Here is a 21,095-nt window from a genome sequence, read left to right on the forward strand (position 1 = left end):
ACAAGCCGTCACTGCCGGTGAAATCTAGCCTCAGGTGATGGCCAAACGGAAAAGACACAAGGTCACCAGCTACAAGCGAAGGACCCCCAGCGGGGGAACCACCAATGTTCGCTCTCACATGCGGGGCGGCAAAATCGCACTCGTCGCCCTCGCCATCGCAGCCCTGGCAGGAGCGGCGGCCGCCGTCCGCACCCAAGACGCCCCCGCGGAGCCCGCCCCTCCCCTGCCAGCCACCTCAACCGAGTGACCCGTTCACCAGGAGATCCACGCCGCCGTCGCGTCGTCATGCCGCTTCGCGAAGGACGGCCCAGCCCCGCCCTGCTCCTCCCGTCGCACCCAGCGAATCAGTTCCCCAGGACCGTCCGTAGCGGCCGTGTCCACCAGCTGCTCCCAGGCGTGGCCGTACCACTCCATCAGCCGCGTAACGCCATCCGTGAGGAGCAGGGCGCCGCTCACGGTGGAAGCTTCGACCGACCCGCTCAGCGCCTCGTACGCAGCTTCAGGCGCGGCCGCGGCGACCCAGAACCCGCCCGCCCGGTTCCGGCACCGTCGGACCAAGTCGAGGCTGTACGGCCGGCCGCCGGGCAGGTGGTCGGTCCGGTCGTCGTCGACCACGGTGAGCGTGCCGTCCGCGCGCCGGAGCGCGATTGGGGAGTCGCACAGCACCAGGTAATCCACCAGGTCGCCGCACTGCCGCAGGACGGCCACCGTGGACGACGGGGAGTCCGGGTTGGTCAGATCGCAGGTGTCGACGTGGGCCGCCATCGTGGCCCGGATCGCGGCGGCGACGAGATCGGGCAGGCTCTCGCCCGACCGGGTCGCGAGCTGGCGGGCCAACGCGGCGCCGAGCTGCTCCACCAGCCAGGGCACATCGTGCTTGCACCCAGAGTCCACCCCGGCCGGGGCGGTCGCCCCGTCGAGCACGGCCACCCACGTGGGGCCCGCGACGACGTAGTCCTCGTTGCGCGGTCGGCCGGGCGCCGCCGCCGTCTCATAGCTGATACGCACCGGATGTCCTCGTCAGGGATGTGGGGAGGTTGGGTTTGGCGTCTCAAGTTATCCAGTACGGGCCAGCTCGGCGGCGAGGACGACCACCTCGTCCCGGACGGCTTTCTCGCCGAGCTTGTCGCGGGCAGCGGCCATCCACTCGAAGTAGTCGCCCCGGCTGTTGAGGTAGGCGCGGGCGGCCTGGGCTGCGGGTGACGGCTCTTCGGCGATCTGCCGTGGTCGCAGGACACGGGCGGGCCCCTTCTCGCCTCTGCGGACGTGGGCGCCGCCCAGCGCTTCCCGGACGGCGGCGATGGCGGCCTCACGCTCCTCAACCGTCACCGACGGCTCATCAGGGGCCTGGGCCAGGTCCGCCGAAGGAGGCAGTTCGCGGCCGCGGACCGCAGCCAGGACGACGGCGACGGGCGGCGGAGTCGGAGTGGCCTGCAGCCCGCCGGAGCCGCCAGCGCGGAGGTCATCCAGGCGCTGGCGGAAGTCGTCGGCCCCGGCTTGGCTGCGTAGCCACGGGCCGGGAGCCCGGACGCCAGCGCGGCGCGCGTCCTCGATGATGCGAGTGAACTCCGCGGCCGTCGCCCCGGTCGCGGCCATGACATCTCGAGCGAGGCCGTGCGGGACGCCAGGGACGTTCGGCGCCTCGGCCGGACGCTGCTCTGCGGGTTCTTCTTGGTCTTCTTCTGATCGATCTTCTCTCTCCTCCCTCACCTTCCCCGCGGAGGTGCCCGGGCGGGGAGGAGAGTCAGAGAGGAGTTCAGTAAGAGAGTCGGGTCCATCTCGTGGACCGGTTTCTATCCATGTCGTGGACCGGTTTGTGTCCACGCCATGGACCGGTACCTCTGGTGGACCGGTTTGCTCGTCACCTGCATCTACCTGCGCTGTTGTCGCCGCACCCTCGTCACAAGCCGATTCAGGGGCACCGCCAGACCGGTCCATCTCGTGGACCGGTTTCGTGGCGAACCGACCCTTGCCATCCCGGCCGCGCCCCGCAGTCGAAGAAGACAACGCCGCAGACTCATCCGGCGCCTGGAGCTCGTACACCCGGATCTGCTTGTGCCCCGGCCGAGCTCCGATGTCGGTCAGCCAGCCCTTGCCGATGGCCCCGTTTCGCGCCTGGATGGCCGCCCCCTTGGACATGCCGGTGCGCTCCATGAGGCGCGTCGTGGTGACCCAGGCTCGGTCTACGGGGCGCCCGGCGTCACGGGCGTGGTCGGCGTAGCACAAGCAGACGAGACGCTCGTTGGGAGCCAGGAACTTCGACTCCCACACGGCGTCGGCGTAGAGCTGGGCTGGCGTCGGCGGCTTCCTGCTCGCGGTGCTGTCAGCGAGCGGTGATGCGTTCGCCATCAGACGTCGCCGCCTGATGGTGTGCGGGCGTGCCTACGCGCCCGCGATATCGTGACCATCGGGTCTCCTCCTGCTGATACCAGGTGGTGATCAAGGGCCTGTTCGGTGGTTGCACACCGGGCAGGCCCGCCTTATGTAGTTGATCAAGCTTTTTCCGTGTGGAGCATGGGCGGACGTTAGCCCTCGGCTGGGATCGTCTGCCGATACCTCAGCTTGTAGAGATGGCCAGCCTTCACCAGGATCGACACCTCCACCGGTCGTCCCGCATCGCTGTAGATGACGCGAAACTGCTCCAGCACGCTCAAGCCCGAGGGGAGCTCCAGCAGTTCCGCTTCCTCCCGTGAAGCTGACCGGGATGACACCTCATCGACAAACTCCTGCTGCGGATGGCCCAACCCGGCGAGCACCGCCGGCGCCCCGCCCCGGATCTTCCCCCGGCCGGTCAGCGGGGTGCCGGCCGCGAGGCTCAGCGGGTAGTACGACCACGACAGCTCCAGCGGCTCGTCGCCGCGCAGCGTCATTCGGTAGCGCAGGGCGGCGCGGTCCTCGCCAAGCGCTTCGGCAACGTCCGCCGGGGCCGCGAGGTCAGGAACGACGTTCAGCATGCGGTAACTGACTCCACGACTCGCGGGGTCGTAGTAGGCAGATGCGTCCACAACGAACGGGTGTCTGTCGCGAACATAGACACCCTTGCCGGCCTTACCCACCAGGAATCCCTCCTCTTTGAGGATTCTTACGGCGTTCTGGATGGTCGTAGGAACTACGTCGTAGGCAGTCGCCAGCTGGGCGGTGGATGGCAACTGCTCTTCGGGCTTTAAGCGGCCAGCCATGATCTGCTTTCGCAGGTCGGCGGCCACCTGGTGGGAAGGGTGCCGGTCGTCGGGTCTCATGTCGGGCCCTCAATCTGATCACAGGTCTTTGGCCCACCTTACACGCGAGGCAGTAAGGACTCTGTCCTGCTCTCTGCCCGAATAACCTTGTGGCTTCACGCGTGAGGCAGTATTGTCAAGGACAGGCAAGCCGCTCCCGGCTTCACCTAGTCCCCGCCCGCACTATGTCCGATTTGGAGGTGTTTCGTGCGCGTCGACCTGGTCACCCGCCCGAAGCCGCTCATGAAGGTCCCCGAGGTGGCGGCCCTGTTCGATGTCGATCCCGAGACCGTCCGCGTCTGGGTTCGTGAGGGCAAGCTCGCCGCTCGCCGCACGCCGGGCGGCCGTGGCCTGCGCTTCCGCCGGGTCGACGTTGAGGCTCTGCTCATCGACCCCATCAACGAAAACGGGCCCGCCCTGGCGATTGCAGCGCCGGACGAGCCCTAGGCCCCCACACCTGCCACAACAGGAGAGAACCGTGTTGAAGCTTACCCCGGGCGTTGACCCGATCGTGGTCGCCTTCCAGGCCGGCTACGCGTCCTGCGCCCAGACCGCCAGCGACCTCATCGCCTTCACCGGCGCCGACGTCGACGACTGGATGACCGCCAGCCGCAACATCCTCACCCAGACCGAGCTCGCCGAGCTCGCCCACGCCGCCGCCGAGATCCTCGCCCGCCGCAACAGCACGGCGGTGGCCGCGTGAACGCCGCACAGATCGCCGACACGCTCGCCACGCTCACCGCCGCCATGATCCCCGCCCAGCGGCCCGCCATCTCCACCGGCAGCTGCACCACCCCCGGCTGCACCAGCTGCGCGAAGGGCGGCAAGTGATGGAGTTCCACATCATCCTGACCCTGTCCCTGGTGACCAGCAGCGGCGCGCAGCACGCCACGCTCATCCGCACCGTCAAGGCCAACCCGGGCTCGACCCGGGAGGGCTTGCTGAACTGGGCGCTCAAGCAGGCCCCGCAGATGCAGGGCGCCAACATCCTGTTCTTCAGCGCCGAGCCCAACACGCTGCCCTTCCCGGCGGTGGTCTGACATGGGCCGCTACCAGTGCCCGCTCTGCCAGAGCATCCACCGCAGCGAGAACCTGCCGCGCTGCACCAGCCACACCTCCAGCTACGACCCGGCGTGCGGCGGCTGCCGTCACGCGGTCGCGCAAACCCCGTGCGGAGGTGCCCGGTGATCGCCCTGATCGTCGCCGCGCACGACGTCGCCGTCCGCGCCACCGCCTGGCGGCTCCGCCGGGACCTGGCCCGCCTCGACGCCGTGGCCCAGATGTGGGCCGCTGTCCCCTCCAACTGGTGCACGACGTCCGGCTGCTCGCGCTGCTACGGGAGGACCTGATGCCGAGCTTCACGTTCGACACGGACAAGGGCGAGCGCACCGTCCGAACCCCCGACGAGGCCACCGCCCGGACCTACCTCGAGTCGCAGCTCTACCACCCCGACCCCACCAAGACGGACGACCAGCCCTACACCCGGGAGCGGCTCGCCGAGATCACCCAGGAGCGCCGCGCCCGCGCCGCCGCCCTGACCCTCCTGCCGGAGAAGCGGTGACGCCGGCCGAGCGGCTCGCCACCGCCCTCCTCGCGCTCAACCGGCTCGACTCCGCGATGACGGACTCCGAGCCCCGGCCCAGCCAGGACGACCCCGCCCGCACCCAGCCGCCCAGGAGAACGAAATGAGCAGCGAGACCACGTGGCCGGCCGGTGTCATCGCCCGCTACCTCACCGTCGGCGGGGCGACGGTGGATATCACGCTCGACATCTACGACGACGACCGATACGTCGACGCCACCAGCACCTGCACCGGCTGCAAGGACTGGGAGCGCCAGCACCAGAAGCGCACCGCCTCCCAGACCTCCGAGGACGCTCGCCGTCGCGCCGAGAAGGACGCGACCGAGTGGGCCCAGGAGCACGCCGAGCACTGCCGGGCCATGCCCCGCACCTGACCCCATCAGGCCGACCAGCAGACCCCTGGGTGCGAGTCCCAGGCGGCCACGCAGGAGCACCCGCTCCAGCACCACCCAGAACGAGAACGAGGGAGAACGATCGTGAACAAGACCCAGCTGATCGCCGCCGTCGCCGAGCACTCCGGCCTCACCAAGGCACAGACCGCCCAGGCCCTGGACGCCCTCTTCGACGTCGTCCCCATGGCCGTCGCCGCCGGCGAGCAGGTGGAGATCAAGGGGTTCGGCGTGTTCGAGGCGGCGGAGCGGGCCGCCCGCGCCGGCCGGAACCCGAAGACCGGCGAGCCGCTGGAGATCGCGGCGTCCTGGGGGCCGAAGTTCCGGCCCGGCGCGACCTTCAAGAGCCTCGTCAAGGAGAGCCGCCCCCAGGCGCTCACCCCCGCCTGACCGCAGCTGATGTTGCGGGTCCCCGCCCGACCAGTGCGGGCGGGGCGCCCGGAGCAGCAGCTCCACACCGAGGCGAAGGAGATCGACATGGGCTGGTTCAGCAAGAAGGACCCCGCCGAGAAGCGTACGGAAGAGCAGGCGAAGGTCCGCCGGGTCAACCGGGGCAGCGAGCCGTCCAGCATGCGCGAGCGGCGTAGGAACGAGGAGCGCGCCGCGATGTACCGCACCAATGGCCGTCACCCGGAGGACTACTGACGTTGCGGATCGCGCCCGACCAGCTCGGGCGCGTGTCCGGAGCGCCAGCTCCCACCACTGAGAGGAGATCGACATGGCTGAGCCGTCCTGTGGCCGCAACTGCGGTGGCTGCCGCCAGTGCGACATCACCAGGGGCCAGAGCCTCAGCTACCGCCGCCAGCAGACCGAGGCGACCGCCGACGGGCTGAACCGCATCCGCCGCGAGGCCCGCGAGGCCCGTGAGAAGAACCGCGGCTGACACCAGCCGGTCCCGGACCGCGACTCCACCGCGGTCCGGGACCTCGACCCCGCACCACCCGATGAAGAGCAGGAGAAGGATCATGGAGCACGCTACGGAAACGGCCCCGGCCGCGCCAGAGCGCGCCGAGCCGAGGCGGCTGTGGCGCTCCCGCGCCGAACGCCGCGCCGACGCCGCCCGCGCCCGCATCGACGAGCAGCGCGCCCGCCAGCAGGCCGAGCGCGAGCGCCTCGAAACCGAAGCCGAGCACGCCCGCCTCCGCGCCCAACTCGACGAGCAGACCACCACAGCCGCAACCAAGCGCCGCAACCAACGCCGCACCCTACGCCAACGCGTCAGCCTCGCCGTCGTCCTGGCCGCCGCCAACGTAGGCGTCAACGGCGCCGCCGTCCTCGGCCAGATCCTCGCCCTCATGTACGGCCTGGACTGGAAGTGGTGGCAGGCCGTCCCCCTGGCCGTCGTCGTCGAGTCGGTCGCGGTGAACGTCGGCTACCTCGCCCACGACAAGATGATCAAAGGGTTCAGCGCGTACGGCCTACGCCTGCTGTCCTACGCCATCGGCATCGGCGTCGGCATCTTCAACTACAGCCACAACTCCGGCCTCACCGAGACCAAGGACTTCGCCGGCGTGTTCGGCGCCGCCTCCGTCCTGTCCCCGGTGCTGTGGCAGATCTACTCCCAGTGGCGGCACTGGGAGACGATGCGCGAGCAGGGCCTGCTGGAGCAGAGACCGCTCCGCTTCCCGCTGCTGCGGTGGGTCATCCCGTCCCTGCGCGCCGAGACCTGGGCCGCGTTCAAGTACGGCGTCGCCGAGGACATCCGCTCCCCGCAGGTCGCCCTGGCCGAGATTCGGGCGATGAGCGCGACGGACGCCGCATGGCGGGGCATCGGGGACGTCCGGGCCGGACTGGTCGAAGCCCAGGGCGACGTCCTCACGGTCACGCAACTGGTCATCGCGGAGATGGACGCGAAGCGCGACGCCGTGAACACCTCGGCGCCGATCGAAGCGCCGCCGATCGTCACCCGCGAGATCACTCAGGCGGTCACCGAACCGGTCGCCGTCGAGGCCGCTCCCGGCAACGATGAAGTGAACACCCCGGCGACGATCGAATGCACACCCGAGGCCCCCGCCGCCGACCCGGCGGCGGTCACCGACGCGGTCACTTCGGACGCTGGTGACGATGACCAGGACAGTGACCGGGTTCGCCCTGATGAGCAGGACAATCGCGATGCCGAGAAGTGGATCAGGGAGCGCATCCGCAAGGGCCGCACCCCGACCTACGGCGACGTCGCCGAGCGGTACAAGTTCAGCCGCGGTTGGGCTCGGCTCCGTGTACAGGCGGCGCGCACCGAGATGACCGCCAAGGGGTACCGGTTCCTGCCCGGGAACGTCGTCCAGGCGCCCACCAAGCCGGTCACCGCGAACGGCTCGCGAAGTGAACACGCCGACGACATCGAGATGACCACGGTCGGCCCGGCGGGCGGTGGCGAGCGATGACCGCAACCACCATGCACGTCTGCCCGTGGGCCGCCGGTGTCCCCGCGGGCACCCCGACCACCCCGATCCAGATCACGATCACGAGCTTCGGCTACAACCACGGCCCGGCACCGACCGCCGACATCACCGTCGACGCCCGCCGCCTCCACATCCCCACCGACCGGCCCGGCATGAGCCGCCGCACCGGCCGCTCCGCGAAGATCCGCCGCACCATCCTGGTCACCCCCGGCGCCCGGGAGCTCGTCCACCACGCCGCGGCAGGAGCCCTGGACCTGATGGTCATCACCGGCCGACGCGTCACCATCGCAGCGGGCTGCGCCACAGGCCGCCACGCCAGCGTGGTCCTGGCCCGGGAGATCGGCCGGCTGATCCGCGCCGACGACATCACCGTCCGGGTCGAGCACCGCGACATCGACAAGCCCGCCCTGCTCTCCTCCCGCGAAGGCGGTGCCTGATGGACGCCACCCACGACCTCGCCGGCGTCCGCGCCGAACTCGCCCGCGCCGACAGCAAAGCCACAACGCTCCTCGGCCTGGCCGGAACCGCCGTCAGCGTCGCCCTGGCCGCCGCCGCGCTCGGCGCCACCCGGCTGCCCGCCGTCACCCAGGTGACGATCTGGGCCGCAGTCGCGCTCTTGGCCGCCGCCGTCGCGGTGCTCCTGCTCACCGTCCGCCCCGCCCTGCCCCGGCCCGGCGCCGGGGTCGGCTGGATCGCCTACGCCTACAGCAGCCCCGCCGAACTCGCCGCCACCCCGGCCGCCATTCACGAGCGCGACCAGCTGGCCGAGCTGATCCGGCTGTCGCTGCTCGCCCGCACTAAGTACGTCCGAATCAGGCTCGCCGGGGACCTGCTGCTGGGCGCACTCGTCGTCGGCCCGCTCCTGTTCATCACCGCCCTGATCATCGCGGGAGGTGCGTGATGACCACCACCGTCCAGACACCCGGGGCCGGTCACGGACCGTGCCGGAGCCCGACCCGGCGAGCGCGACGGGCCGACGGCGACCAGATTCGCCCTCTACGCGCGGATGCGCAGCGCTGCGCGCACGGCCGCGCTGCGCGCGCGTGATTTTAACCCACCACGTCAAATATCACTCTCCGCAGTTGAGGAGGAGCCGTGCCCGAGAAGCGCACCAGCCCGCAGACCCGCCGCACGTTCCACATGGACCGCATCCGCGGCGCCAAAAACGGCGTCACGCGGTTCTTCCTGGCAGCGGCGTGGGTCGCGAGCGAGCTGAAGGCGTTCGCCCGGCGCGACGCGGCAAAGGCGCACGAGCAGGGATGGGCCCTCGCCGACCAGCTCGTCACCTTCGCCGCCCGCCTCAACGACGACCACCACACCCACCTGATGACGCAGAGAGGAGGTAGGGCCCGTGCCAACGCCTGACCTGTTCCGCCTGAACCTGCCCAACAGTGAGCAGCTTCCCGCAGCCGACACCGAGCCGGTCGCCGATGCTGCGCCCGAAAGCGGCGCGGTCGTGCGGTTCCCCGGCACCGAGGTCCTGCCCGCCGATCCGGGGCAGCCGGCCGCGCTGGAGCGCATCCAGTCGGCCGCCGGGGTCTCCGTGGAGCGGTTCGCCGCCGGATGGCGGGCCGCCTGGATCGGCGACGGCGTCCTGGGCATGCGTCCCCGCCCGGTCGCGGACCTGGCCCGCCAGTTCTGGACCGCGCCGCCGCCCTACATCCAGGACGCGCTGATCCTGCGCATCCCCTACGCCCTCTACGGCGTGGTGGCCGTCCCGCTCAGCGCCGCCGCCCACCTGCTGCTGCTGATCATCAGCTACCCCTCACTCCTCGCCGCGGCGCTGACCCTGGCCCTGTTCATCCACCTGTTCCTCTGAAAGGACCCACCATGATCGCAATCGTGTTCGGGGGGCTGCTCGCCACCGCCGTCTTCCTCTACCCCGCCCTGCAGCTCAAGCGGCGCGGCAAGTGGTCCATCATCATGGGCCTCCTCATGCTGCTCGCCGGTCTCGGCCTGGTCGGCATCACCCTGTGGCTGACCCGCCTGCTGACCGGCAGCGTCCCGCTGGCCCTCATCGTCGGCGGCATCGCCCTGGTGCTCCTGGCCGGATTCGTCGTCGCCATGATCGCCGACATCAGCGACGGCCGTGTCGACAAGCCCTGGTTCATCTTCATGCTGCCGTCGCTGGTCGCCGTCGTCCTGCTCACCGGCAGCCAGACCATCTCCTACGTCGGCACCCAGATCGAGTCGAACGTGTCCACGATCAGCTCGCAGATGGGTGCGCGATGAGCCTGCTCATCCTCTCCCTGATCATCGCCGCGATCGTCTGCGGAATCCTGTGGCGCCGCCCGGACGCGCGCGCCGCCGCGTCCGGCGCGTGGAGCGCCGGCCGGGCGCAGGCGGCCCGCGAGTTCCGGGAGGGCTACCAGTTCGCCCAAGAGCGTCTGCGCCGCGGCGACCCGTCGTGGAAGAACCCGCGCCGGTGGGCGTCCTGGGGACTGGCCAGCGGCTACGGCGCCGCTAAGACGCTCATCGCGGGCGGGCGAATCTGCCGCGCCGCCTGGCAGGGAGCGCGCGAGCGGTACGCCGAGTGGAAAGCCGCCCAGCCGATCGACGCCGAAGTCATCGAGGTCGTCGTCGAACCCGACCCGCAGCAGGACGCCCCGGAGCCGGAGCCGGAGCCTGCTGCGGAGCCCGACCCCGCTGAACCCGAAGCCGAAGCGGACGCCCCCCCTCCGCCGGACGCCTCCGAACCCACCGACTCCGACCCGAACCCGGGATCGGAAACCCAACAGGAAGAGCCCACCATGCAGACCGAAGCCACAGGCCTGACCAGCTACGCAGCCGCCCACGCCCAGTTCGCCAACGAACTGCGAGGCCAGATGAGCGGCAGCGAGAACCTCGCCTCCTCCATGAAGGACGTCCTGGCAGAGCACTCCGACCTGATCGGCGACACCGCCGTCCTGCAGGACCTGCTCAACCAGGCCGCCGGAATCGCCGACCGCATCGCTGAGCGCGCCATCGCCGTCGCAAGCAACTGAAAAAGGGAGATCACCGTCATGTCCAGCCACGTCACGGCACCCGCCGACACCATCAGCCCCGCCGCAGCCCCGGCCGCCGACGCGGTCGAAGAGAAGTGGGCGAGCGGCCAGGCCACGGCGATGCGGCGCGCCGCGCGCCGAGCCGCCCACCACGAGCGGGGCAAGATCTTGCTGCTGCAGCCCGTGGCGTGGCTGGCCACCCTCCACCTCACAACCTGGGCGGCCGACACCGCCGACGTTCACCCGCTCATCCGCGCCGGCGTCGGCGCCGCCACGGCGGTCGCCGTACTGGGGCACGCGGAGCGGCGCGGCCAGGACCTGCCCGTCATCCCGGTCGCCGCCGGCGTGCTGTGGGTGGCCGCCGCCAGCCTGTTCGGCCCGTACGGGTGGCTGGCCCTCCTACTGTGGATCGCCGGCATCGTCCTGTCGGTGCCGTTCTGGCTCAGCGTCCTACGCCGCCCCCGCCCCGCAGCGCAAACCGTGCGACCGACGCCCGTCCTGCCGACCGGGCCTCCCCGCGAGGTGGAACTGTGGGCCACCCGGGTCGCGCCGCACCACCAGGCGTACAAGCTCACCCACCTGGAGCAGGTGGAGCCCGTCCCCGACGGCTACACCGGCATCGTCGTCGGGGAGCGGGGCCCGACCCGGTTCAGCCAGATGACCCTGGCGGCCGCGGTGGAGACGATCGCGTCGGCCAACGGCGTGCACGCCTCGCTGGTGGCGGTGGAAGAATCCGACGACCGCGACGCCTCCCGGGCCCGCGTCACCGTGATCCGCTCCGACGCCAACCTGCAGGCCACGGTGTGGCTGGAGGACTCCGGCGCCGCAATCGACCCGAACACCGGGATCGCGCAGGTCGGCCGCTACTTCGACATGGCACCCGCGCACCGCCAGTTCTGGACCAAGTCCGGCGGCGCGCAGATGTGCGTCATCGCCGGCGACACCGGGTCGGGCAAGTCCAACCACGTCGCCGCGACGCTCGCCCTGGCCCACCGGTGCCCGCTCATCGCCACCGTGCTGCTCGACCCGCAGTCCGGCAGCTCCCAGCCGGACTGGTCGGGCAAAACCCACCTGTACGGGGAGGGCCACGAGGAGACGTTCGACTACCTGCAGCTGCTCGACTTCGTCATGACGCGCCGCGCCGACTTCGTCGCCCACCGGCCGTGGGTCGACGAGCAGGGCCGCGAACGCAACGGCAAGCCGTTCCTCCTGCCGGGCGACCCGGACATGGACGGCATGAGCATGCTGCTGGTGGCCGTAGAGGAGCTGAAGCTGTTCCTCGACGGCCCGTTCGGCAAGCCCGGCTTCGAACTGCTCGGCACCGGGGTCCGCACCTGGCGTAAGGCCGGCGGAGGCCTGCTGGTGGTCAACCAGAACCTGGGCCTGGAGAACTTCGGCAACTCACAGTCGTTCCGCTCCAACCTGCTGTCCGGCGGCAGCCTCACCGCGCTGCGCACCGGCTCCAGCGCCGACCACAACATGGTCGGCCTGCCCGCCGACCCCAGCAAGCTGCCGGAGCGATTCCGCACCAAGGACAAGACGCACGGGCTCGGCTACCTGACAGGCGTCGACTGCCGTCCGGCCGCGACCGCCCGCATGATGCCGGTGCGTGATGCGTTCGGCATCGCCTCCCAGCCCGCCGCCGGCCAGCTCGGTGAGCGGACGCTCGCCTACATCGAGGAGTACCACCACCACCAGGCCCGCGGCCGGACCCCCCGCGAAGTGCAGGCACCCAAGCAGCGAGAGACCCGGCACACCTCCGGTGATGTTCAGGCCGCCGTCGAGAAGGCGCTGCTGATGGCCCCCATGGAGGTCGGCGCCGTGTGCGTCGCGGTCCGCCGGAACCTGGGCGACGACGTCCCGCTGGCCGAGGTTCCCGCGGCGCTGCGCCGCCTGACCGCTGCTGGTGTCGTCGTCCAGAAGGGCGACGTCTACCGCCTCACCCCCGCCTGAACCCGACCATAACGACAGGAGATTGATCATGCCGAAGAAGCTGACCGGCCCCGAACACCTCGACCAGGCCCACGAGCTCCTCGCCGACCTGGCCCAGGCCCGCCAGGACGCCGACTGGCCGCGCGCCGCGGCGCTGGCCGCTGCCGCGCAGGCGCACGTGGAGATGGCCCAACTGTGCTGTGACCTGCTGCGGGCGTCGGCGGCTGGCCTGTCGGATCGGCAGGGTGCGCGCTGGCTGGACGCGGCGGGCGTCGACCGGCCGCGCTGATGTTGCGGGTGCGGGACCGACCTGCGGGGGCCGGTCTCGTGCCCGGAGCAGCAGCTCCACCACAACCACGAGAGGAGCCCGGCATGGGCTGCTTCAAGAACAGAAGCGCCAAGCAGGACACCGAAGCAGACGCCTTTACGACCGCTCAGCAGACCGATGCCGCCGCAACCGCTCGGCGAGCCGCCTACCTCATCAGAGAGTCAGCCGCTGAGCACGTGCGCGGCAACGAGGACCTGTCGGAGGCATACAAGGCAGTCGCGAGAGCCGAGATCGACAAAGCAATCCGTCCCCCCGCGAGGTGATAACCGATGGGCATCTTCTACGGCCGCCACACCGGCAGCCGCTCCTACACCTACTCCGCCGAGCTGGCCGCCAAGCTCACCAAGCGCGGCGCCCGCTCCTCCACCAGCGCGGCCGGCCTGCTGACGTACATGGGCGGCGAGATGCGCGTCGACTCGTGGGAGATGTGCCCCGAGGAGGCCGAGCAGGCGGCCCGCTGCATCGAGCAGGCAGCCAAGAAACTGCACCCGGCCGACCGTCGGATCGCCGAGCAGATCGCCGCCGACGCCTGGGAGGCCGCCAACACCGGCCGCTCCTGGACGGTCAGCTGACCGCCGCTCCACCAATCCCACGAATGGAGAGAGAGCCCCATGCGCTACACCGACGGCCGCCCGCCCGGCCTGGTCATCACCCCCGACACGCACCCCGACCGGTTCACCGCCACAGACCGCGCCTTGTTCAAGCAGGGCGTGTGCGGCCACGTGATCGAGGACGGCAACGGCCGCGGCGCCATCCACTGCCGCGAGAAGTCGGCGCCCGGCGCCGACTTCGGCGACTGCCGACCGCACGCCGAACGCCTGCGCAACGAGGGCGAGACCAACTGGCGCCTCAGCTGGAACGGACGCCTGCGATGACCCTCCAAGAGAACACCCGCCCGAACGCCGGGCCGATCGAGCAGCAGCGGATCCTCGCCGTGTTCGCGTTGCTGCTCGGCGCCCTGGTCCTGTTCAACCGCCCCTTCTTCTCCCACCTGCTGGGCACCTGGGGCCCGCCCACCTGGGTCGTGCCCCTCGCCACCGCGGTCGCGGCGCTGGACTACGCCGCAGGCATGTGGCGCGGCGAGAGCCGGACCGCGTCGGGCGCGATCACTGCCGTAGGTGCGGCGCTGCTCCTGGTGGCCGTGCTCGCCTGGCGGCTGTCGTAGCGGCGCTGCGGGTGCGCGACCGGCCGCCGGTCGGCCGCGTGCCCGGAGCGCCTGCTCCACCACAACCACGAAAGGAAGATCACAATGGCGAAGAACGAAGCACGCGGCACCGACGTCCAGGCCGTCCAGGTCGGGCGCACGCTGGGCAGGAGCCGAGAGGAGATCTTGGCCGAGCGGGCCGCGGCGAAGGCCGAGAGCCTCGCGAAGACCGAAGGTAAGACCCAGAACATCCGGACCGGCAACGCCAAGGTCGGCAAGCAGGCCGACACCATCACCGGCGGGATCCGACTGTGATGGGCGCGACGTACACGCACCCCGACGTGCTCACCCGAGGCATCGAAGAGGGATGGGCCGAGACGGAGACCGACCCCACCCGCATCGACTGGGCCGCCCGCCAAGCCGCCGCCGCGATCCCGTTCCACGTGGTGGACGGCCGCCCCGTCAGCCCCGGCGCGCCGACCGGCATCCGGCACGGCCGCGGCGAACTGGGCCACTGGGGCGAGCGGCAGGCCGCCGACGCCATCGTCTTCGCCCACATCGACGGAAGACGCTGGGTGCTGCTGGTCGAGCGCGACGACGGCCACGGCTGGGCGATCCCCGGCGGGTGCCTCGACCCCGGCGAGGAGGCGCTGGCTGCGGCGATCCGCGAACTGGAGGAGGAGACCGGCCTGCTCCTTCCCGGCGCCTACTGGCAGGTGCACCCGGCGCGGGTCGTGTCGGACCCCCGGGCGACCGACGAGGCGTGGATGGTGACCACCCCCGCCGTGACCGACCTCGGCGACATCGCGCAGCTTCCCGCCGTGGAGGGGGCCGACGATGCGAGACGAGCCGAGTGGGTGCGGGCCGACACCTACACCGTCCTGGCCTCCTACCTCGAGGCGACCTACGGCGGGCAGGTCTTCGCCGCGCACGAGGAGCTGCTGGCCGAGGTGCTCAGCTGATGACGGCACACGACGAGTGGGTGGCTGGCCTCATCACCGCCGAGCAGCGGGCCCAGGCCGCCGAGGCGGTCGCCCGGCTCACCCCCGCAGAGCAGACCCGCGCCCTGGTTGAGGTGTACGCCACCGCGACCATGCACGGCGGCGACCCCGCCCGGATGATCCAGCTCGGCCGAGACGTCGTCGGCACGACGCGGATGCGCGGACTGCCCGGCTACCGGGAGCTGGTCGGCGACCGGGCCGCCCAATTGACAACACCTCAGGGGAGACGACCATGACAGGTTCTATTGCCCAGGTGGCCGAGGACATCGGCGATGCCCTCTACGACCGCGACCTGCCGACGGCCCGCCAGCTCTTCGACCGCGCCGTCCAGGACAACGAGGAAGCGCTGAGCACGCTCCTCAAGCAGCTCGCCAAGAACGTCGAGATCCCGAGAGGGACGGTCGTCTACGGCTTCGGCATCGACGTGTGGGGCAACCCGCACCGCGACGGCTACGCCTGGCGGTGCGGCTCCTGCCGGTGGACCGGCAGCAACTACACCACCGACGGCGGCGCCCAGCGCGCCGCAGAGAAGCACGCGGCCGAGCACAAGGGTTCGAAGCCGAAGGTTCAGGACTACGCCGAGGCGTTCGCCGCCTGACCCCCGCGGCCCCGGCGTCCCCCTCGGCGCCGGGGCCGTCCCGTCGGGGGACGTGTTGAGAATCGACCCCTTGCCAACAAGATCGCCACGAGACACTCGACATCTCTCCCCGATCTCAACCGAGCGTCCTAAATCGTGTTGAGAAGTCACGTGTATAACAACTCCGAAAGAGACCTTTCTTGTACACGCAGACCCCGCACCCGGCCCCCGGAGCCCTCGTTGGCCTCGCCCGCGTCTCCACCGACGAGCAAGACCTCCAGCTCCAACTCGATGCACTGAACGCTGCCGGGTGCATCCGCATCTTCGAGGAGAAGATCTCCACTCGGAAGGCCGACCGTCCCGGCCTGGCCGCGGCCCTCAACTACCTGCGCCCTGGCGACACCCTCGTCATCTGGAAGCTCGACCGGCTCGGCCGCTCCGTCAAGGACCTGCTGACGCTCGCCGACGACCTCCACGAAAAGGGCATCGGCATCCGCATCCTCACCGGCCGCCTGTCCGGCGTCTACTCGCCGACCGGTGAGGGAAAGTTCTTCTTCACGATGATGGCAGCGTTCGCCGAGCTGGAGCGGGACATCATCCGCGAGCGCACGATCGCGGGCGTCCAAGCCGCCCGGGCGAAAGGGAAGCAGCTCGGCCGGCCGCCCGCGATGACGCCGGAGATGGTGGAGGACGCGCGGCATCTGCTGACCGCGCCGAACGCGACGGTGTCCGCGGTGGCCAAGCGTCTGGGTGTGTCCCGGGCAACGATCTACAGGTACGTGCCGGAGCTCACCGAGGGCGCGGAGTCGGGATCCCCTGCGGCCAATCACCGCCCCGGGCGAGCATGACCTCACGACCTCACCTTCACCGTGACCCGCCCGCCAATATCATCGGTCGCCTCGCGCCACCGCAGGGGCCGACATCCCCGCTTTACACACGGAAGAGGAATCATGCATCGCAGCCCGTATGAGACTTGGACTGAAATCGAGTTCATGGACGAGTTCATCGTGCTTCCCGAGCACATCGCCCTCTTGCGTCGAGGTAACACTTCGTGGACGGGGGACGACCGGGGTGGCGCCCCCGGCCTGTCACATAAGCGGCCGTTCGGCAACAACGATGTCTATGACGACATTGCCGCCATCGTGGACGGTCGCACCACCGGGGAGCACAGCAACGCCGACAAGGCCCGCTACGACCGGTTGTTCGCCGAGTGCACGATGGCCCTGCAGATCGTGCTTCAGACTGGCCTGTTCGAGCCGGGCCGCTACGTGTTGCACGGCACCCCTTCCAGGTGGAAGCGCGCTTAGGTCGGGTCGTACGTCGCGCGGGACCAGGCGCCGAAACCGAGCCGCTATGTGAGCCGAAGCCCGCTGTGGGATCGCGCCGACGTTGACGCCTGGCTAGCCCGATAGCCGTACGACACGAGAAGCCCCTGCTCTCCCCGAGCGGGGGCGTCGTCATGCCGGTCGGGTATGGCCGGTAACCCTTGAGGCGGGTGGGGCGATGGGTGATCGTTGGTCCCGGCTCCGGCGAGGGGAGCCGGGACCCATTCAACGACACGCCGCACGACAACCTGGCTGAGCCGAGCATCGTCGCCTAGCGTGGCTGCTGTGTAAAAGTGGTTCTGACGTGGGAACACGCCAGGCCGGATGTCACTGAGAGAATGCCCCGCGTGACAAGCTTGGTCGGCGAATGGCGCGGGGCACTCAGATGCGTGAAGCGTCGCCCTCACCGCGAAGAGCGCCTGCCATCCCGAAGACCGGACAGTGCGTCCACGTGCTCACTCCCGGGCCGCCGCCTGGAGCGCCTTCCACGCGGCATACCGGTCCTGCCGCTGCCGGTCCTGGCCCCACCACGGGTGCCGGTTCAGAGCCTCCAACGCGAGCAGGCGCTCCTCGCGCACCCGGGCCAGCTCTTCCCCCTGCTCCTCTGTCTGAGCGCCTTCCAGGACTTCCTGCGGCGACGGCAGAGCATCAGTCACTTCCTGCACGCGGGCATCCGCGGCCCAGTAGGCGCGCTGCGCGTCGAGCAGGTCGTCGGGAAACTCGTAGTCGGCCATCGGTCATCTCCCCCAGGTCACGCGATACCGGGGCGATCCTACGAGCCGACTCCCCCAACGACGACAACGCCCCGCCCTCCCGGAGGAAGGCGGGGCGTCTCATGATCGAGGTGTGGGGCCCCGTCGGTACGGCCGCACGTCAGAGACCCCACCAGCCCAGTATGCCCGGGCCAAGCGCGCGAAGAAGCCCCCGCCGCCCCGAAGGGCAGCGAGGGCTTCCATGCGCTCTCGACCGGATTCGAACCGGTGTCACCGAGTCCCTTGGCAGAACGGGGGTGCTCGGCATCCTGGGCCACTGAACGACAAGAACGCAGAGGCGAGGCTACCGGAGCGATCCGACGGCCTCACCTCGAGTTCGCGCGGCTCTTACGGCTGCGGCTCGACCGGGGCCTCCGGGTCCTGCGGCGCGGCCACCGGGTACTCCGCGTCCAGCCCCTCCAGGCCCGCCACACGAGCCTCCAGGGCGGACAGGTCCACCTCCGGGTGCTCGGCCTTGATGGCCTCGATGTCCGAGCGGATGCCGGCCACGGCGGTGTCGATACGGCCGACGATGGCGTTCAGGTCGTCCTGCTTACCCATGATCAGATCTACCTTTCGGTGTAGACGAGACTGCCCCTGCTCGATGCGAGACAGCCGTTCGTGGATGCCCTCGAGGGCCTGCGTGAGGTTGAGAAGGAGCCTCCAAAAGCGCACCCAACCCACCCCCTAAGCCGCCAGGTCGAGGGCGTTCTTCGGCTTGCTGGTCTGCCGGACGAACGCCGCGACCATGAGACCGACGAAGGTCGTGATCGCCACGGTCTGCTCCGGGCGGACCTCCCAGCCGAACGTGATCGCAAGCGACAGCGCCGCCTGCACCGCGCCGAGGATCGCGGCCTTGATGGATCCGCCGTTGTCGGTGCTCTTGGTGGTGAGCGCGACCCACACGCCCGCGAGGGCGAGGATGAGGGCGTTGACCACGGCGACGTGAGCGTCCGACCACGGCAGGAAGAACGCGGCGGCCAGCTGCACGCCGGAGGCGGCGAGGCTGGCCCACAGAGCCGGTTCGCCGGTGAGTTCGTTGTTCATGGGCCCCTCCTGGGGGACGCCCGCCACGGCGGCGGGAAGTTGGGACGCCCGGACGAGGGCATGAAAAAACCCCGGCCGGCGGGCTCGGGGTGGTGGAGGGTCCCGCCGCGGCGGCGGGTCCAGGGAGCGGTCAACCAGGAGCTCCGGGCGGTGTGGGTCGGTGCGTCTCATCAGCAGCTCCAGCAGCGCCGCCTCGATCACGCCGACTTCTCAGGCGGCGGCGTCCACGACCACGTCATCGCCCAGGTGGCCTTGTCCACGGTGTCACCGGCGGGCAGGCCGGTCGCGCGCCGGTAGCCACGGGCCACGTCCGAGGACTGCTCGCCGAACACCCCGTCGACGTCGAGGTTCCAGCCGCGGCGCTTCATCTTGTCCTGCCAGACCCGGACGTCCTCGCCGCGCATCATCGCGCCCTCAACGAGCTTCAGGACCCGGCCGGGCCAGCGGGGAACGTCGCCGTCCCACACCACCTTGACGGGCTTCACGGGCGGCTTGGGCTTCGGCGCGGCCGCCGCGGGGCGGGGGGCGCCGCGCTGGATCCACGCGTACAGCGGGCCGCCCGGGCAGCTGGTCGAGTAGCCGTCGCGGTGGCCCTTGATCTCGGCGCCGGCGCCGTGCTTGCGCAGCAGCTCGATGCCGTCACGGACCGCATGCAACAGGTCGTCGCTGGGCTGGGTGAAGCCCGAGCTGCCGACGAGGGCGAGGATCGCGTAGTGGTCGTCGTTCAGGCCGGGGCCGTTCGCCGCCGACATGACGCCGAAGCCGCGCCCCTCCAGCAGGCGGCGGTGCGGGCACCCCGCCAGGTTGTACGCGAAGTCGCTCCACCCGTTGGCGTCGATGTGCTGACGCTGGAACGTCCTCATCAGCTCCAAGCAGATGTCGTGATCGTTCACGATCTTGGGCGAGACGTAGCCGCCGGTGTAATGCACCTTCACTCCGCGGGCCCGGGGCAGCCGCGTGTAGGAACTGGTCGGGCGTCGGGCGCGCCATCCTGCGCGGGTGACCATCGTCGTCATGGGTTCTCCTCTCGGCGCTGCTCGCGCCACGCCTGCATGATCTTCACGAGCCGATGGCCGAGCACCCACGCGATCGCCGCGAAGAACCCCACCCGAATCCACGGCCAGGACCCGGACTCCGGCGGGCCGATCCACACGCCCAGGACGATCACCCGGCCGGCCCACAGGCCGAGCGCAGCCCCGATGACGACCTGGTACGAGAACAGGTGACGGCCGAGAGAGGTCGCCCACCAGGGGAAGCACGTCCCGTACAGGACGGCCGACCCGACACCGAACACCGCCGACACGATGATCAGGATGTTGCCGATCAGCTGGGTCACGCCGGATCACCTCCTCGCTTCAGCGCGGCCTCGAACATCTCTCTGAACCCGTTGCGCTCCCGGTGAGCCCGCAGACGTGAGGTCACCTCGCGCACCTCCGGCCAGCGGTCGCACACCTCCTGCAAGCGCTCCTGGCTGGACTCCTGGGCTTCGCGGGCCTCGTCGAGCGCCTCCTGCACCTCCGGAGGGGGCGGCGGTGGCGGGTCCGGGCGTCGTCTACGGAGCCAACGCATCGCGCCCCCCTCGGCGACCAAGGGCCCGCAGCACCTGATCGGTCGTCCTGGCGTACTCCAGCAACTCGCCGAGCTGCTCGTTCTGCTGGCGCCGCGCCTCCTCGGCGGCCTGCCACGCCGCCTTGTACGCGTCGGACTCGGTCGTCTTCTCGGTGATGCGCTGCTCCAGCACCTTCACCAAGGCTTCCTGCGAAGGACGTGGGATCAGACCTCCTCGCAAGACCATGCCGACGCCCCACATGATGATCGCCAGGGCCAGAGTGAGTGCGGACCCCTGCACCCAGGGGATCGCAGCGAGCTCCATCAGCCGCCTCTCGAATACGGGTACGGCTCACGCCGGAGGAAGGGGTGCCGCCCGCCGCGGGGGCGCGGACGGCACGAAGAAGGTGGCCGGATCCGGCCAGGGGTAACCCAGACGTGCGGCTCAGACGTCACACACGCACCCCCTTCAGCACACCGGGAGCACGACATGACCCAGCCCTACGGCCAGCAACCGCAGCCCGGCCAGCAGCCACCGCCGGCGGTGTACGTCAACGTCCACCAGAACGCGCAGCAGAGCATGCAGGTCGGCGGACGCTCGCGCGTGCGGTGGACGTTCGGCGAGACCATGCTGGTCGTCTTCACCGCCGGCCTCGCCTGGCCCTACGTGTGGATGCGCCACCGCCGCATCCGCCGGGCACACCGCCGCTGGTGATCAACCCTCCGCGTGCGGCGCAGCAGGCTGCAGTTCGGCGGCCTCGCGCCGGAGCTGGTTAACCGCGGCCGTCAGCAGCGCGTTCTCATGGATCAGGTCGGCCACCCGCTCGCGGTAGACGGCCAGGACCTCGTCCTTATCCACGGTCATTCCGT

At 70.3% G+C, this 21,095-nt stretch carries 42 protein-coding genes, 1 tRNA gene and 1 pseudogene; 32 read left to right on the forward strand and 12 right to left on the reverse strand.

Annotated elements, in window-relative coordinates:
* Window positions 1–252: 252 nt before the first annotated feature.
* From ACLQ2R_RS17010 to ACLQ2R_RS17020, 3 genes are all read right to left on the reverse strand, one after another.
* Window positions 253–1,008, reverse strand: coding sequence for a protein phosphatase 2C domain-containing protein (locus ACLQ2R_RS17010; RefSeq protein WP_425960614.1), 756 nt, complete (start codon window positions 1,006–1,008; stop codon window positions 253–255).
* A gap of 48 nt (window positions 1,009–1,056) precedes the next feature.
* Window positions 1,057–1,329: a hypothetical protein gene (locus tag ACLQ2R_RS17015; RefSeq protein WP_425960616.1), complete on the reverse strand. Its 273-nt coding sequence runs from the start codon at window positions 1,327–1,329 to the stop codon at window positions 1,057–1,059.
* A 1,196-nt stretch (window positions 1,330–2,525) separates the two neighbouring features.
* Window positions 2,526–3,239 carry a GntR family transcriptional regulator gene (locus ACLQ2R_RS17020; RefSeq protein WP_425960618.1) on the reverse strand — a complete coding sequence of 238 codons (714 nt, stop codon included), beginning with the start codon at window positions 3,237–3,239 and terminating at the stop codon, window positions 2,526–2,528.
* A 186-nt stretch (window positions 3,240–3,425) separates the two neighbouring features.
* Between ACLQ2R_RS17020 and ACLQ2R_RS17025 the strand changes: the two genes are divergently transcribed.
* From ACLQ2R_RS17025 to ACLQ2R_RS17175, 31 genes and pseudogenes are all read left to right on the forward strand, one after another.
* Window positions 3,426–3,665 carry a helix-turn-helix domain-containing protein gene (locus ACLQ2R_RS17025; protein ID WP_425960620.1) on the forward strand — a complete coding sequence of 80 codons (240 nt, stop codon included), beginning with the start codon at window positions 3,426–3,428 and terminating at the stop codon, window positions 3,663–3,665.
* A 31-nt stretch (window positions 3,666–3,696) separates the two neighbouring features.
* On the forward strand, window positions 3,697–3,921 hold the full coding sequence (locus ACLQ2R_RS17030) for a hypothetical protein (RefSeq protein WP_425960622.1): 225 nt from the start codon (window positions 3,697–3,699) through the stop codon (window positions 3,919–3,921).
* Window positions 3,918–4,049 (forward strand): hypothetical protein, encoded by a 132-nt coding sequence (locus tag ACLQ2R_RS17035; RefSeq protein WP_425960624.1) that lies wholly within the window; start codon window positions 3,918–3,920, stop codon window positions 4,047–4,049. The genes ACLQ2R_RS17030 and ACLQ2R_RS17035 overlap by 4 nt, the downstream gene beginning before the upstream one ends.
* A complete protein-coding gene (locus tag ACLQ2R_RS17040; protein ID WP_425960626.1) occupies window positions 4,049–4,258 on the forward strand; it encodes a hypothetical protein in 210 nt (69 codons plus the stop codon). The genes ACLQ2R_RS17035 and ACLQ2R_RS17040 overlap by 1 nt, the downstream gene beginning before the upstream one ends.
* Window position 4,259: 1 nt before the next feature.
* The gene (locus tag ACLQ2R_RS17045; protein WP_425960628.1) at window positions 4,260–4,406 is read left to right on the forward strand and encodes a hypothetical protein; all 147 of its coding nucleotides are present in this window, start codon (window positions 4,260–4,262) and stop codon (window positions 4,404–4,406) included.
* Window positions 4,403–4,567 (forward strand): hypothetical protein, encoded by a 165-nt coding sequence (locus tag ACLQ2R_RS17050; RefSeq protein WP_425960630.1) that lies wholly within the window; start codon window positions 4,403–4,405, stop codon window positions 4,565–4,567. The genes ACLQ2R_RS17045 and ACLQ2R_RS17050 overlap by 4 nt, the downstream gene beginning before the upstream one ends.
* Entirely contained in the window at window positions 4,525–4,779 is a 255-nt protein-coding gene (locus ACLQ2R_RS17055) for a hypothetical protein (RefSeq protein ID WP_425960632.1), read from the forward strand. Before ACLQ2R_RS17050 ends, ACLQ2R_RS17055 begins: the two co-directional genes overlap by 43 nt.
* Entirely contained in the window at window positions 4,776–4,907 is a 132-nt protein-coding gene (locus ACLQ2R_RS17060; protein WP_425960633.1) for a hypothetical protein, read from the forward strand. Before ACLQ2R_RS17055 ends, ACLQ2R_RS17060 begins: the two co-directional genes overlap by 4 nt.
* A complete protein-coding gene (locus ACLQ2R_RS17065) occupies window positions 4,904–5,173 on the forward strand; it encodes a hypothetical protein (RefSeq protein ID WP_425960635.1) in 270 nt (89 codons plus the stop codon). Before ACLQ2R_RS17060 ends, ACLQ2R_RS17065 begins: the two co-directional genes overlap by 4 nt.
* Window positions 5,174–5,254: 81 nt before the next feature.
* Window positions 5,255–5,578: pseudogene (locus ACLQ2R_RS17070) on the forward strand (HU family DNA-binding protein); the annotation flags it as partial.
* 87 nt (window positions 5,579–5,665) lie between these two features.
* The gene (locus ACLQ2R_RS17075) at window positions 5,666–5,833 is read left to right on the forward strand and encodes a hypothetical protein (RefSeq protein ID WP_425960637.1); all 168 of its coding nucleotides are present in this window, start codon (window positions 5,666–5,668) and stop codon (window positions 5,831–5,833) included.
* Between the two features lie 73 nt (window positions 5,834–5,906).
* On the forward strand, window positions 5,907–6,071 hold the full coding sequence (locus ACLQ2R_RS17080; RefSeq protein WP_425960639.1) for a hypothetical protein: 165 nt from the start codon (window positions 5,907–5,909) through the stop codon (window positions 6,069–6,071).
* Between the two features lie 82 nt (window positions 6,072–6,153).
* Window positions 6,154–7,569, forward strand: a complete 1,416-nt coding sequence (locus ACLQ2R_RS17085; protein ID WP_425960641.1) for a hypothetical protein — start codon at window positions 6,154–6,156, stop codon at window positions 7,567–7,569.
* Window positions 7,566–8,024, forward strand: a complete 459-nt coding sequence (locus tag ACLQ2R_RS17090) for a RapZ C-terminal domain-containing protein (protein WP_425960643.1) — start codon at window positions 7,566–7,568, stop codon at window positions 8,022–8,024. Before ACLQ2R_RS17085 ends, ACLQ2R_RS17090 begins: the two co-directional genes overlap by 4 nt.
* Entirely contained in the window at window positions 8,024–8,488 is a 465-nt protein-coding gene (locus tag ACLQ2R_RS17095; RefSeq protein ID WP_425960645.1) for a Pycsar system effector family protein, read from the forward strand. The genes ACLQ2R_RS17090 and ACLQ2R_RS17095 overlap by 1 nt, the downstream gene beginning before the upstream one ends.
* A 194-nt stretch (window positions 8,489–8,682) precedes the next feature.
* Window positions 8,683–8,952, forward strand: a complete 270-nt coding sequence (locus ACLQ2R_RS17100) for a hypothetical protein (protein ID WP_425960647.1) — start codon at window positions 8,683–8,685, stop codon at window positions 8,950–8,952.
* On the forward strand, window positions 8,939–9,406 hold the full coding sequence (locus tag ACLQ2R_RS17105; protein WP_425960649.1) for a hypothetical protein: 468 nt from the start codon (window positions 8,939–8,941) through the stop codon (window positions 9,404–9,406). Before ACLQ2R_RS17100 ends, ACLQ2R_RS17105 begins: the two co-directional genes overlap by 14 nt.
* Before the next feature lie 11 nt (window positions 9,407–9,417).
* A complete protein-coding gene (locus ACLQ2R_RS17110) occupies window positions 9,418–9,819 on the forward strand; it encodes a hypothetical protein (RefSeq protein ID WP_425960651.1) in 402 nt (133 codons plus the stop codon).
* Window positions 9,816–10,571 (forward strand): hypothetical protein, encoded by a 756-nt coding sequence (locus ACLQ2R_RS17115; protein WP_425960653.1) that lies wholly within the window; start codon window positions 9,816–9,818, stop codon window positions 10,569–10,571. Before ACLQ2R_RS17110 ends, ACLQ2R_RS17115 begins: the two co-directional genes overlap by 4 nt.
* A gap of 18 nt (window positions 10,572–10,589) precedes the next feature.
* Window positions 10,590–12,524 carry a hypothetical protein gene (locus ACLQ2R_RS17120; RefSeq protein ID WP_425960655.1) on the forward strand — a complete coding sequence of 645 codons (1,935 nt, stop codon included), beginning with the start codon at window positions 10,590–10,592 and terminating at the stop codon, window positions 12,522–12,524.
* A 28-nt stretch (window positions 12,525–12,552) separates the two neighbouring features.
* The gene (locus ACLQ2R_RS17125; protein ID WP_425960657.1) at window positions 12,553–12,792 is read left to right on the forward strand and encodes a hypothetical protein; all 240 of its coding nucleotides are present in this window, start codon (window positions 12,553–12,555) and stop codon (window positions 12,790–12,792) included.
* An 83-nt stretch (window positions 12,793–12,875) separates the two neighbouring features.
* Window positions 12,876–13,094, forward strand: a complete 219-nt coding sequence (locus tag ACLQ2R_RS17130) for a hypothetical protein (RefSeq protein WP_425960659.1) — start codon at window positions 12,876–12,878, stop codon at window positions 13,092–13,094.
* Between the two features lie 6 nt (window positions 13,095–13,100).
* On the forward strand, window positions 13,101–13,403 hold the full coding sequence (locus ACLQ2R_RS17135) for a hypothetical protein (protein WP_425960661.1): 303 nt from the start codon (window positions 13,101–13,103) through the stop codon (window positions 13,401–13,403).
* A gap of 39 nt (window positions 13,404–13,442) precedes the next feature.
* Entirely contained in the window at window positions 13,443–13,706 is a 264-nt protein-coding gene (locus ACLQ2R_RS17140) for a hypothetical protein (protein WP_425960663.1), read from the forward strand.
* A complete protein-coding gene (locus tag ACLQ2R_RS17145) occupies window positions 13,703–13,996 on the forward strand; it encodes a hypothetical protein (RefSeq protein WP_425960664.1) in 294 nt (97 codons plus the stop codon). The genes ACLQ2R_RS17140 and ACLQ2R_RS17145 overlap by 4 nt, the downstream gene beginning before the upstream one ends.
* 84 nt (window positions 13,997–14,080) lie before the next feature.
* Entirely contained in the window at window positions 14,081–14,290 is a 210-nt protein-coding gene (locus ACLQ2R_RS17150) for a hypothetical protein (RefSeq protein ID WP_425960666.1), read from the forward strand.
* Complete coding sequence (locus tag ACLQ2R_RS17155; RefSeq protein WP_425960668.1) at window positions 14,290–14,937, forward strand: NUDIX domain-containing protein; 648 nt, start codon at window positions 14,290–14,292, stop codon at window positions 14,935–14,937. The genes ACLQ2R_RS17150 and ACLQ2R_RS17155 overlap by 1 nt, the downstream gene beginning before the upstream one ends.
* A complete protein-coding gene (locus ACLQ2R_RS17160; RefSeq protein WP_425960670.1) occupies window positions 14,937–15,212 on the forward strand; it encodes a hypothetical protein in 276 nt (91 codons plus the stop codon). Before ACLQ2R_RS17155 ends, ACLQ2R_RS17160 begins: the two co-directional genes overlap by 1 nt.
* On the forward strand, window positions 15,209–15,574 hold the full coding sequence (locus ACLQ2R_RS17165; RefSeq protein WP_425960671.1) for a hypothetical protein: 366 nt from the start codon (window positions 15,209–15,211) through the stop codon (window positions 15,572–15,574). Before ACLQ2R_RS17160 ends, ACLQ2R_RS17165 begins: the two co-directional genes overlap by 4 nt.
* A 179-nt stretch (window positions 15,575–15,753) precedes the next feature.
* The gene (locus ACLQ2R_RS17170) at window positions 15,754–16,401 is read left to right on the forward strand and encodes a recombinase family protein (protein WP_425960672.1); all 648 of its coding nucleotides are present in this window, start codon (window positions 15,754–15,756) and stop codon (window positions 16,399–16,401) included.
* A 144-nt stretch (window positions 16,402–16,545) separates the two neighbouring features.
* Entirely contained in the window at window positions 16,546–16,860 is a 315-nt protein-coding gene (locus ACLQ2R_RS17175) for a hypothetical protein (protein WP_425960674.1), read from the forward strand.
* Between the two features lie 473 nt (window positions 16,861–17,333).
* Here the strand turns inward: ACLQ2R_RS17175 and ACLQ2R_RS17180 are convergent, their stop codons facing one another.
* From ACLQ2R_RS17180 to ACLQ2R_RS17215, 8 genes are all read right to left on the reverse strand, one after another.
* Window positions 17,334–17,612 carry a hypothetical protein gene (locus tag ACLQ2R_RS17180; protein WP_425960676.1) on the reverse strand — a complete coding sequence of 93 codons (279 nt, stop codon included), beginning with the start codon at window positions 17,610–17,612 and terminating at the stop codon, window positions 17,334–17,336.
* A gap of 223 nt (window positions 17,613–17,835) precedes the next feature.
* A tRNA-OTHER gene (locus ACLQ2R_RS17185) sits at window positions 17,836–17,922 on the reverse strand.
* 56 nt (window positions 17,923–17,978) lie between these two features.
* A complete protein-coding gene (locus tag ACLQ2R_RS17190; protein ID WP_425960678.1) occupies window positions 17,979–18,191 on the reverse strand; it encodes a hypothetical protein in 213 nt (70 codons plus the stop codon).
* A 126-nt stretch (window positions 18,192–18,317) separates the two neighbouring features.
* Window positions 18,318–18,677, reverse strand: a complete 360-nt coding sequence (locus ACLQ2R_RS17195; RefSeq protein ID WP_425960680.1) for a hypothetical protein — start codon at window positions 18,675–18,677, stop codon at window positions 18,318–18,320.
* A 197-nt stretch (window positions 18,678–18,874) separates the two neighbouring features.
* Window positions 18,875–19,606 (reverse strand): peptidoglycan recognition protein family protein, encoded by a 732-nt coding sequence (locus ACLQ2R_RS17200; RefSeq protein ID WP_425960682.1) that lies wholly within the window; start codon window positions 19,604–19,606, stop codon window positions 18,875–18,877.
* An 83-nt stretch (window positions 19,607–19,689) separates the two neighbouring features.
* Window positions 19,690–20,013, reverse strand: coding sequence for a putative phage holin (locus tag ACLQ2R_RS17205; RefSeq protein ID WP_425960684.1), 324 nt, complete (start codon window positions 20,011–20,013; stop codon window positions 19,690–19,692).
* On the reverse strand, window positions 20,010–20,246 hold the full coding sequence (locus ACLQ2R_RS17210; protein ID WP_425960686.1) for a DUF7620 family protein: 237 nt from the start codon (window positions 20,244–20,246) through the stop codon (window positions 20,010–20,012). Before ACLQ2R_RS17210 ends, ACLQ2R_RS17205 begins: the two co-directional genes overlap by 4 nt.
* Window positions 20,230–20,550 carry a hypothetical protein gene (locus ACLQ2R_RS17215; protein WP_425960687.1) on the reverse strand — a complete coding sequence of 107 codons (321 nt, stop codon included), beginning with the start codon at window positions 20,548–20,550 and terminating at the stop codon, window positions 20,230–20,232. Before ACLQ2R_RS17215 ends, ACLQ2R_RS17210 begins: the two co-directional genes overlap by 17 nt.
* Window positions 20,551–20,715: 165 nt before the next feature.
* On the opposite strand from ACLQ2R_RS17215, the gene ACLQ2R_RS17220 reads away from it, so the two are divergent.
* Window positions 20,716–20,940 carry a hypothetical protein gene (locus ACLQ2R_RS17220; RefSeq protein WP_425960689.1) on the forward strand — a complete coding sequence of 75 codons (225 nt, stop codon included), beginning with the start codon at window positions 20,716–20,718 and terminating at the stop codon, window positions 20,938–20,940.
* Here the strand turns inward: ACLQ2R_RS17220 and ACLQ2R_RS17225 are convergent, their stop codons facing one another.
* Complete coding sequence (locus ACLQ2R_RS17225) at window positions 20,941–21,090, reverse strand: hypothetical protein (protein ID WP_425960690.1); 150 nt, start codon at window positions 21,088–21,090, stop codon at window positions 20,941–20,943.
* Window positions 21,091–21,095: the final 5 nt, after the last annotated feature.

This window comes from Streptosporangium sp. DT93 (genome assembly GCF_049844535.1).
Lineage (GTDB): Bacteria > Actinomycetota > Actinomycetes > Streptosporangiales > Streptosporangiaceae > Streptosporangium.

Excerpts from the sequence above, each read along its gene's own strand:
- ACLQ2R_RS17020 (WP_425960618.1), bottom strand. The coding sequence starts at position 3,239 with ATGAGACCCGACGACCGGCACCCTTCCCACCAGGTGGCCGCCGACCTG.
- ACLQ2R_RS17040 (WP_425960626.1), top strand. The coding sequence starts at position 4,049 with ATGGAGTTCCACATCATCCTGACCCTGTCCCTGGTGACCAGCAGCGGC.
- ACLQ2R_RS17045 (WP_425960628.1), top strand. The coding sequence starts at position 4,260 with ATGGGCCGCTACCAGTGCCCGCTCTGCCAGAGCATCCACCGCAGCGAG.
- ACLQ2R_RS17065 (WP_425960635.1), top strand. The coding sequence starts at position 4,904 with ATGAGCAGCGAGACCACGTGGCCGGCCGGTGTCATCGCCCGCTACCTC.
- ACLQ2R_RS17075 (WP_425960637.1), top strand. The coding sequence starts at position 5,666 with ATGGGCTGGTTCAGCAAGAAGGACCCCGCCGAGAAGCGTACGGAAGAG.
- ACLQ2R_RS17080 (WP_425960639.1), top strand. The coding sequence starts at position 5,907 with ATGGCTGAGCCGTCCTGTGGCCGCAACTGCGGTGGCTGCCGCCAGTGC.
- ACLQ2R_RS17085 (WP_425960641.1), top strand. The coding sequence starts at position 6,154 with ATGGAGCACGCTACGGAAACGGCCCCGGCCGCGCCAGAGCGCGCCGAG.
- ACLQ2R_RS17090 (WP_425960643.1), top strand. The coding sequence starts at position 7,566 with ATGACCGCAACCACCATGCACGTCTGCCCGTGGGCCGCCGGTGTCCCC.
- ACLQ2R_RS17095 (WP_425960645.1), top strand. The coding sequence starts at position 8,024 with ATGGACGCCACCCACGACCTCGCCGGCGTCCGCGCCGAACTCGCCCGC.
- ACLQ2R_RS17110 (WP_425960651.1), top strand. The coding sequence starts at position 9,418 with ATGATCGCAATCGTGTTCGGGGGGCTGCTCGCCACCGCCGTCTTCCTC.
- ACLQ2R_RS17115 (WP_425960653.1), top strand. The coding sequence starts at position 9,816 with ATGAGCCTGCTCATCCTCTCCCTGATCATCGCCGCGATCGTCTGCGGA.
- ACLQ2R_RS17120 (WP_425960655.1), top strand. The coding sequence starts at position 10,590 with ATGTCCAGCCACGTCACGGCACCCGCCGACACCATCAGCCCCGCCGCA.
- ACLQ2R_RS17125 (WP_425960657.1), top strand. The coding sequence starts at position 12,553 with ATGCCGAAGAAGCTGACCGGCCCCGAACACCTCGACCAGGCCCACGAG.
- ACLQ2R_RS17130 (WP_425960659.1), top strand. The coding sequence starts at position 12,876 with ATGGGCTGCTTCAAGAACAGAAGCGCCAAGCAGGACACCGAAGCAGAC.
- ACLQ2R_RS17135 (WP_425960661.1), top strand. The coding sequence starts at position 13,101 with ATGGGCATCTTCTACGGCCGCCACACCGGCAGCCGCTCCTACACCTAC.
- ACLQ2R_RS17140 (WP_425960663.1), top strand. The coding sequence starts at position 13,443 with ATGCGCTACACCGACGGCCGCCCGCCCGGCCTGGTCATCACCCCCGAC.
- ACLQ2R_RS17145 (WP_425960664.1), top strand. The coding sequence starts at position 13,703 with ATGACCCTCCAAGAGAACACCCGCCCGAACGCCGGGCCGATCGAGCAG.
- ACLQ2R_RS17150 (WP_425960666.1), top strand. The coding sequence starts at position 14,081 with ATGGCGAAGAACGAAGCACGCGGCACCGACGTCCAGGCCGTCCAGGTC.
- ACLQ2R_RS17155 (WP_425960668.1), top strand. The coding sequence starts at position 14,290 with ATGGGCGCGACGTACACGCACCCCGACGTGCTCACCCGAGGCATCGAA.
- ACLQ2R_RS17160 (WP_425960670.1), top strand. The coding sequence starts at position 14,937 with ATGACGGCACACGACGAGTGGGTGGCTGGCCTCATCACCGCCGAGCAG.
- ACLQ2R_RS17165 (WP_425960671.1), top strand. The coding sequence starts at position 15,209 with ATGACAGGTTCTATTGCCCAGGTGGCCGAGGACATCGGCGATGCCCTC.
- ACLQ2R_RS17175 (WP_425960674.1), top strand. The coding sequence starts at position 16,546 with ATGGACGAGTTCATCGTGCTTCCCGAGCACATCGCCCTCTTGCGTCGA.
- ACLQ2R_RS17180 (WP_425960676.1), bottom strand. The coding sequence starts at position 17,612 with ATGGCCGACTACGAGTTTCCCGACGACCTGCTCGACGCGCAGCGCGCC.
- ACLQ2R_RS17190 (WP_425960678.1), bottom strand. The coding sequence starts at position 18,191 with ATGGGTAAGCAGGACGACCTGAACGCCATCGTCGGCCGTATCGACACC.
- ACLQ2R_RS17195 (WP_425960680.1), bottom strand. The coding sequence starts at position 18,677 with ATGAACAACGAACTCACCGGCGAACCGGCTCTGTGGGCCAGCCTCGCC.
- ACLQ2R_RS17210 (WP_425960686.1), bottom strand. The coding sequence starts at position 20,246 with ATGCGTTGGCTCCGTAGACGACGCCCGGACCCGCCACCGCCGCCCCCT.
- ACLQ2R_RS17215 (WP_425960687.1), bottom strand. The coding sequence starts at position 20,550 with ATGGAGCTCGCTGCGATCCCCTGGGTGCAGGGGTCCGCACTCACTCTG.
- ACLQ2R_RS17220 (WP_425960689.1), top strand. The coding sequence starts at position 20,716 with ATGACCCAGCCCTACGGCCAGCAACCGCAGCCCGGCCAGCAGCCACCG.
- ACLQ2R_RS17225 (WP_425960690.1), bottom strand. The coding sequence starts at position 21,090 with ATGACCGTGGATAAGGACGAGGTCCTGGCCGTCTACCGCGAGCGGGTG.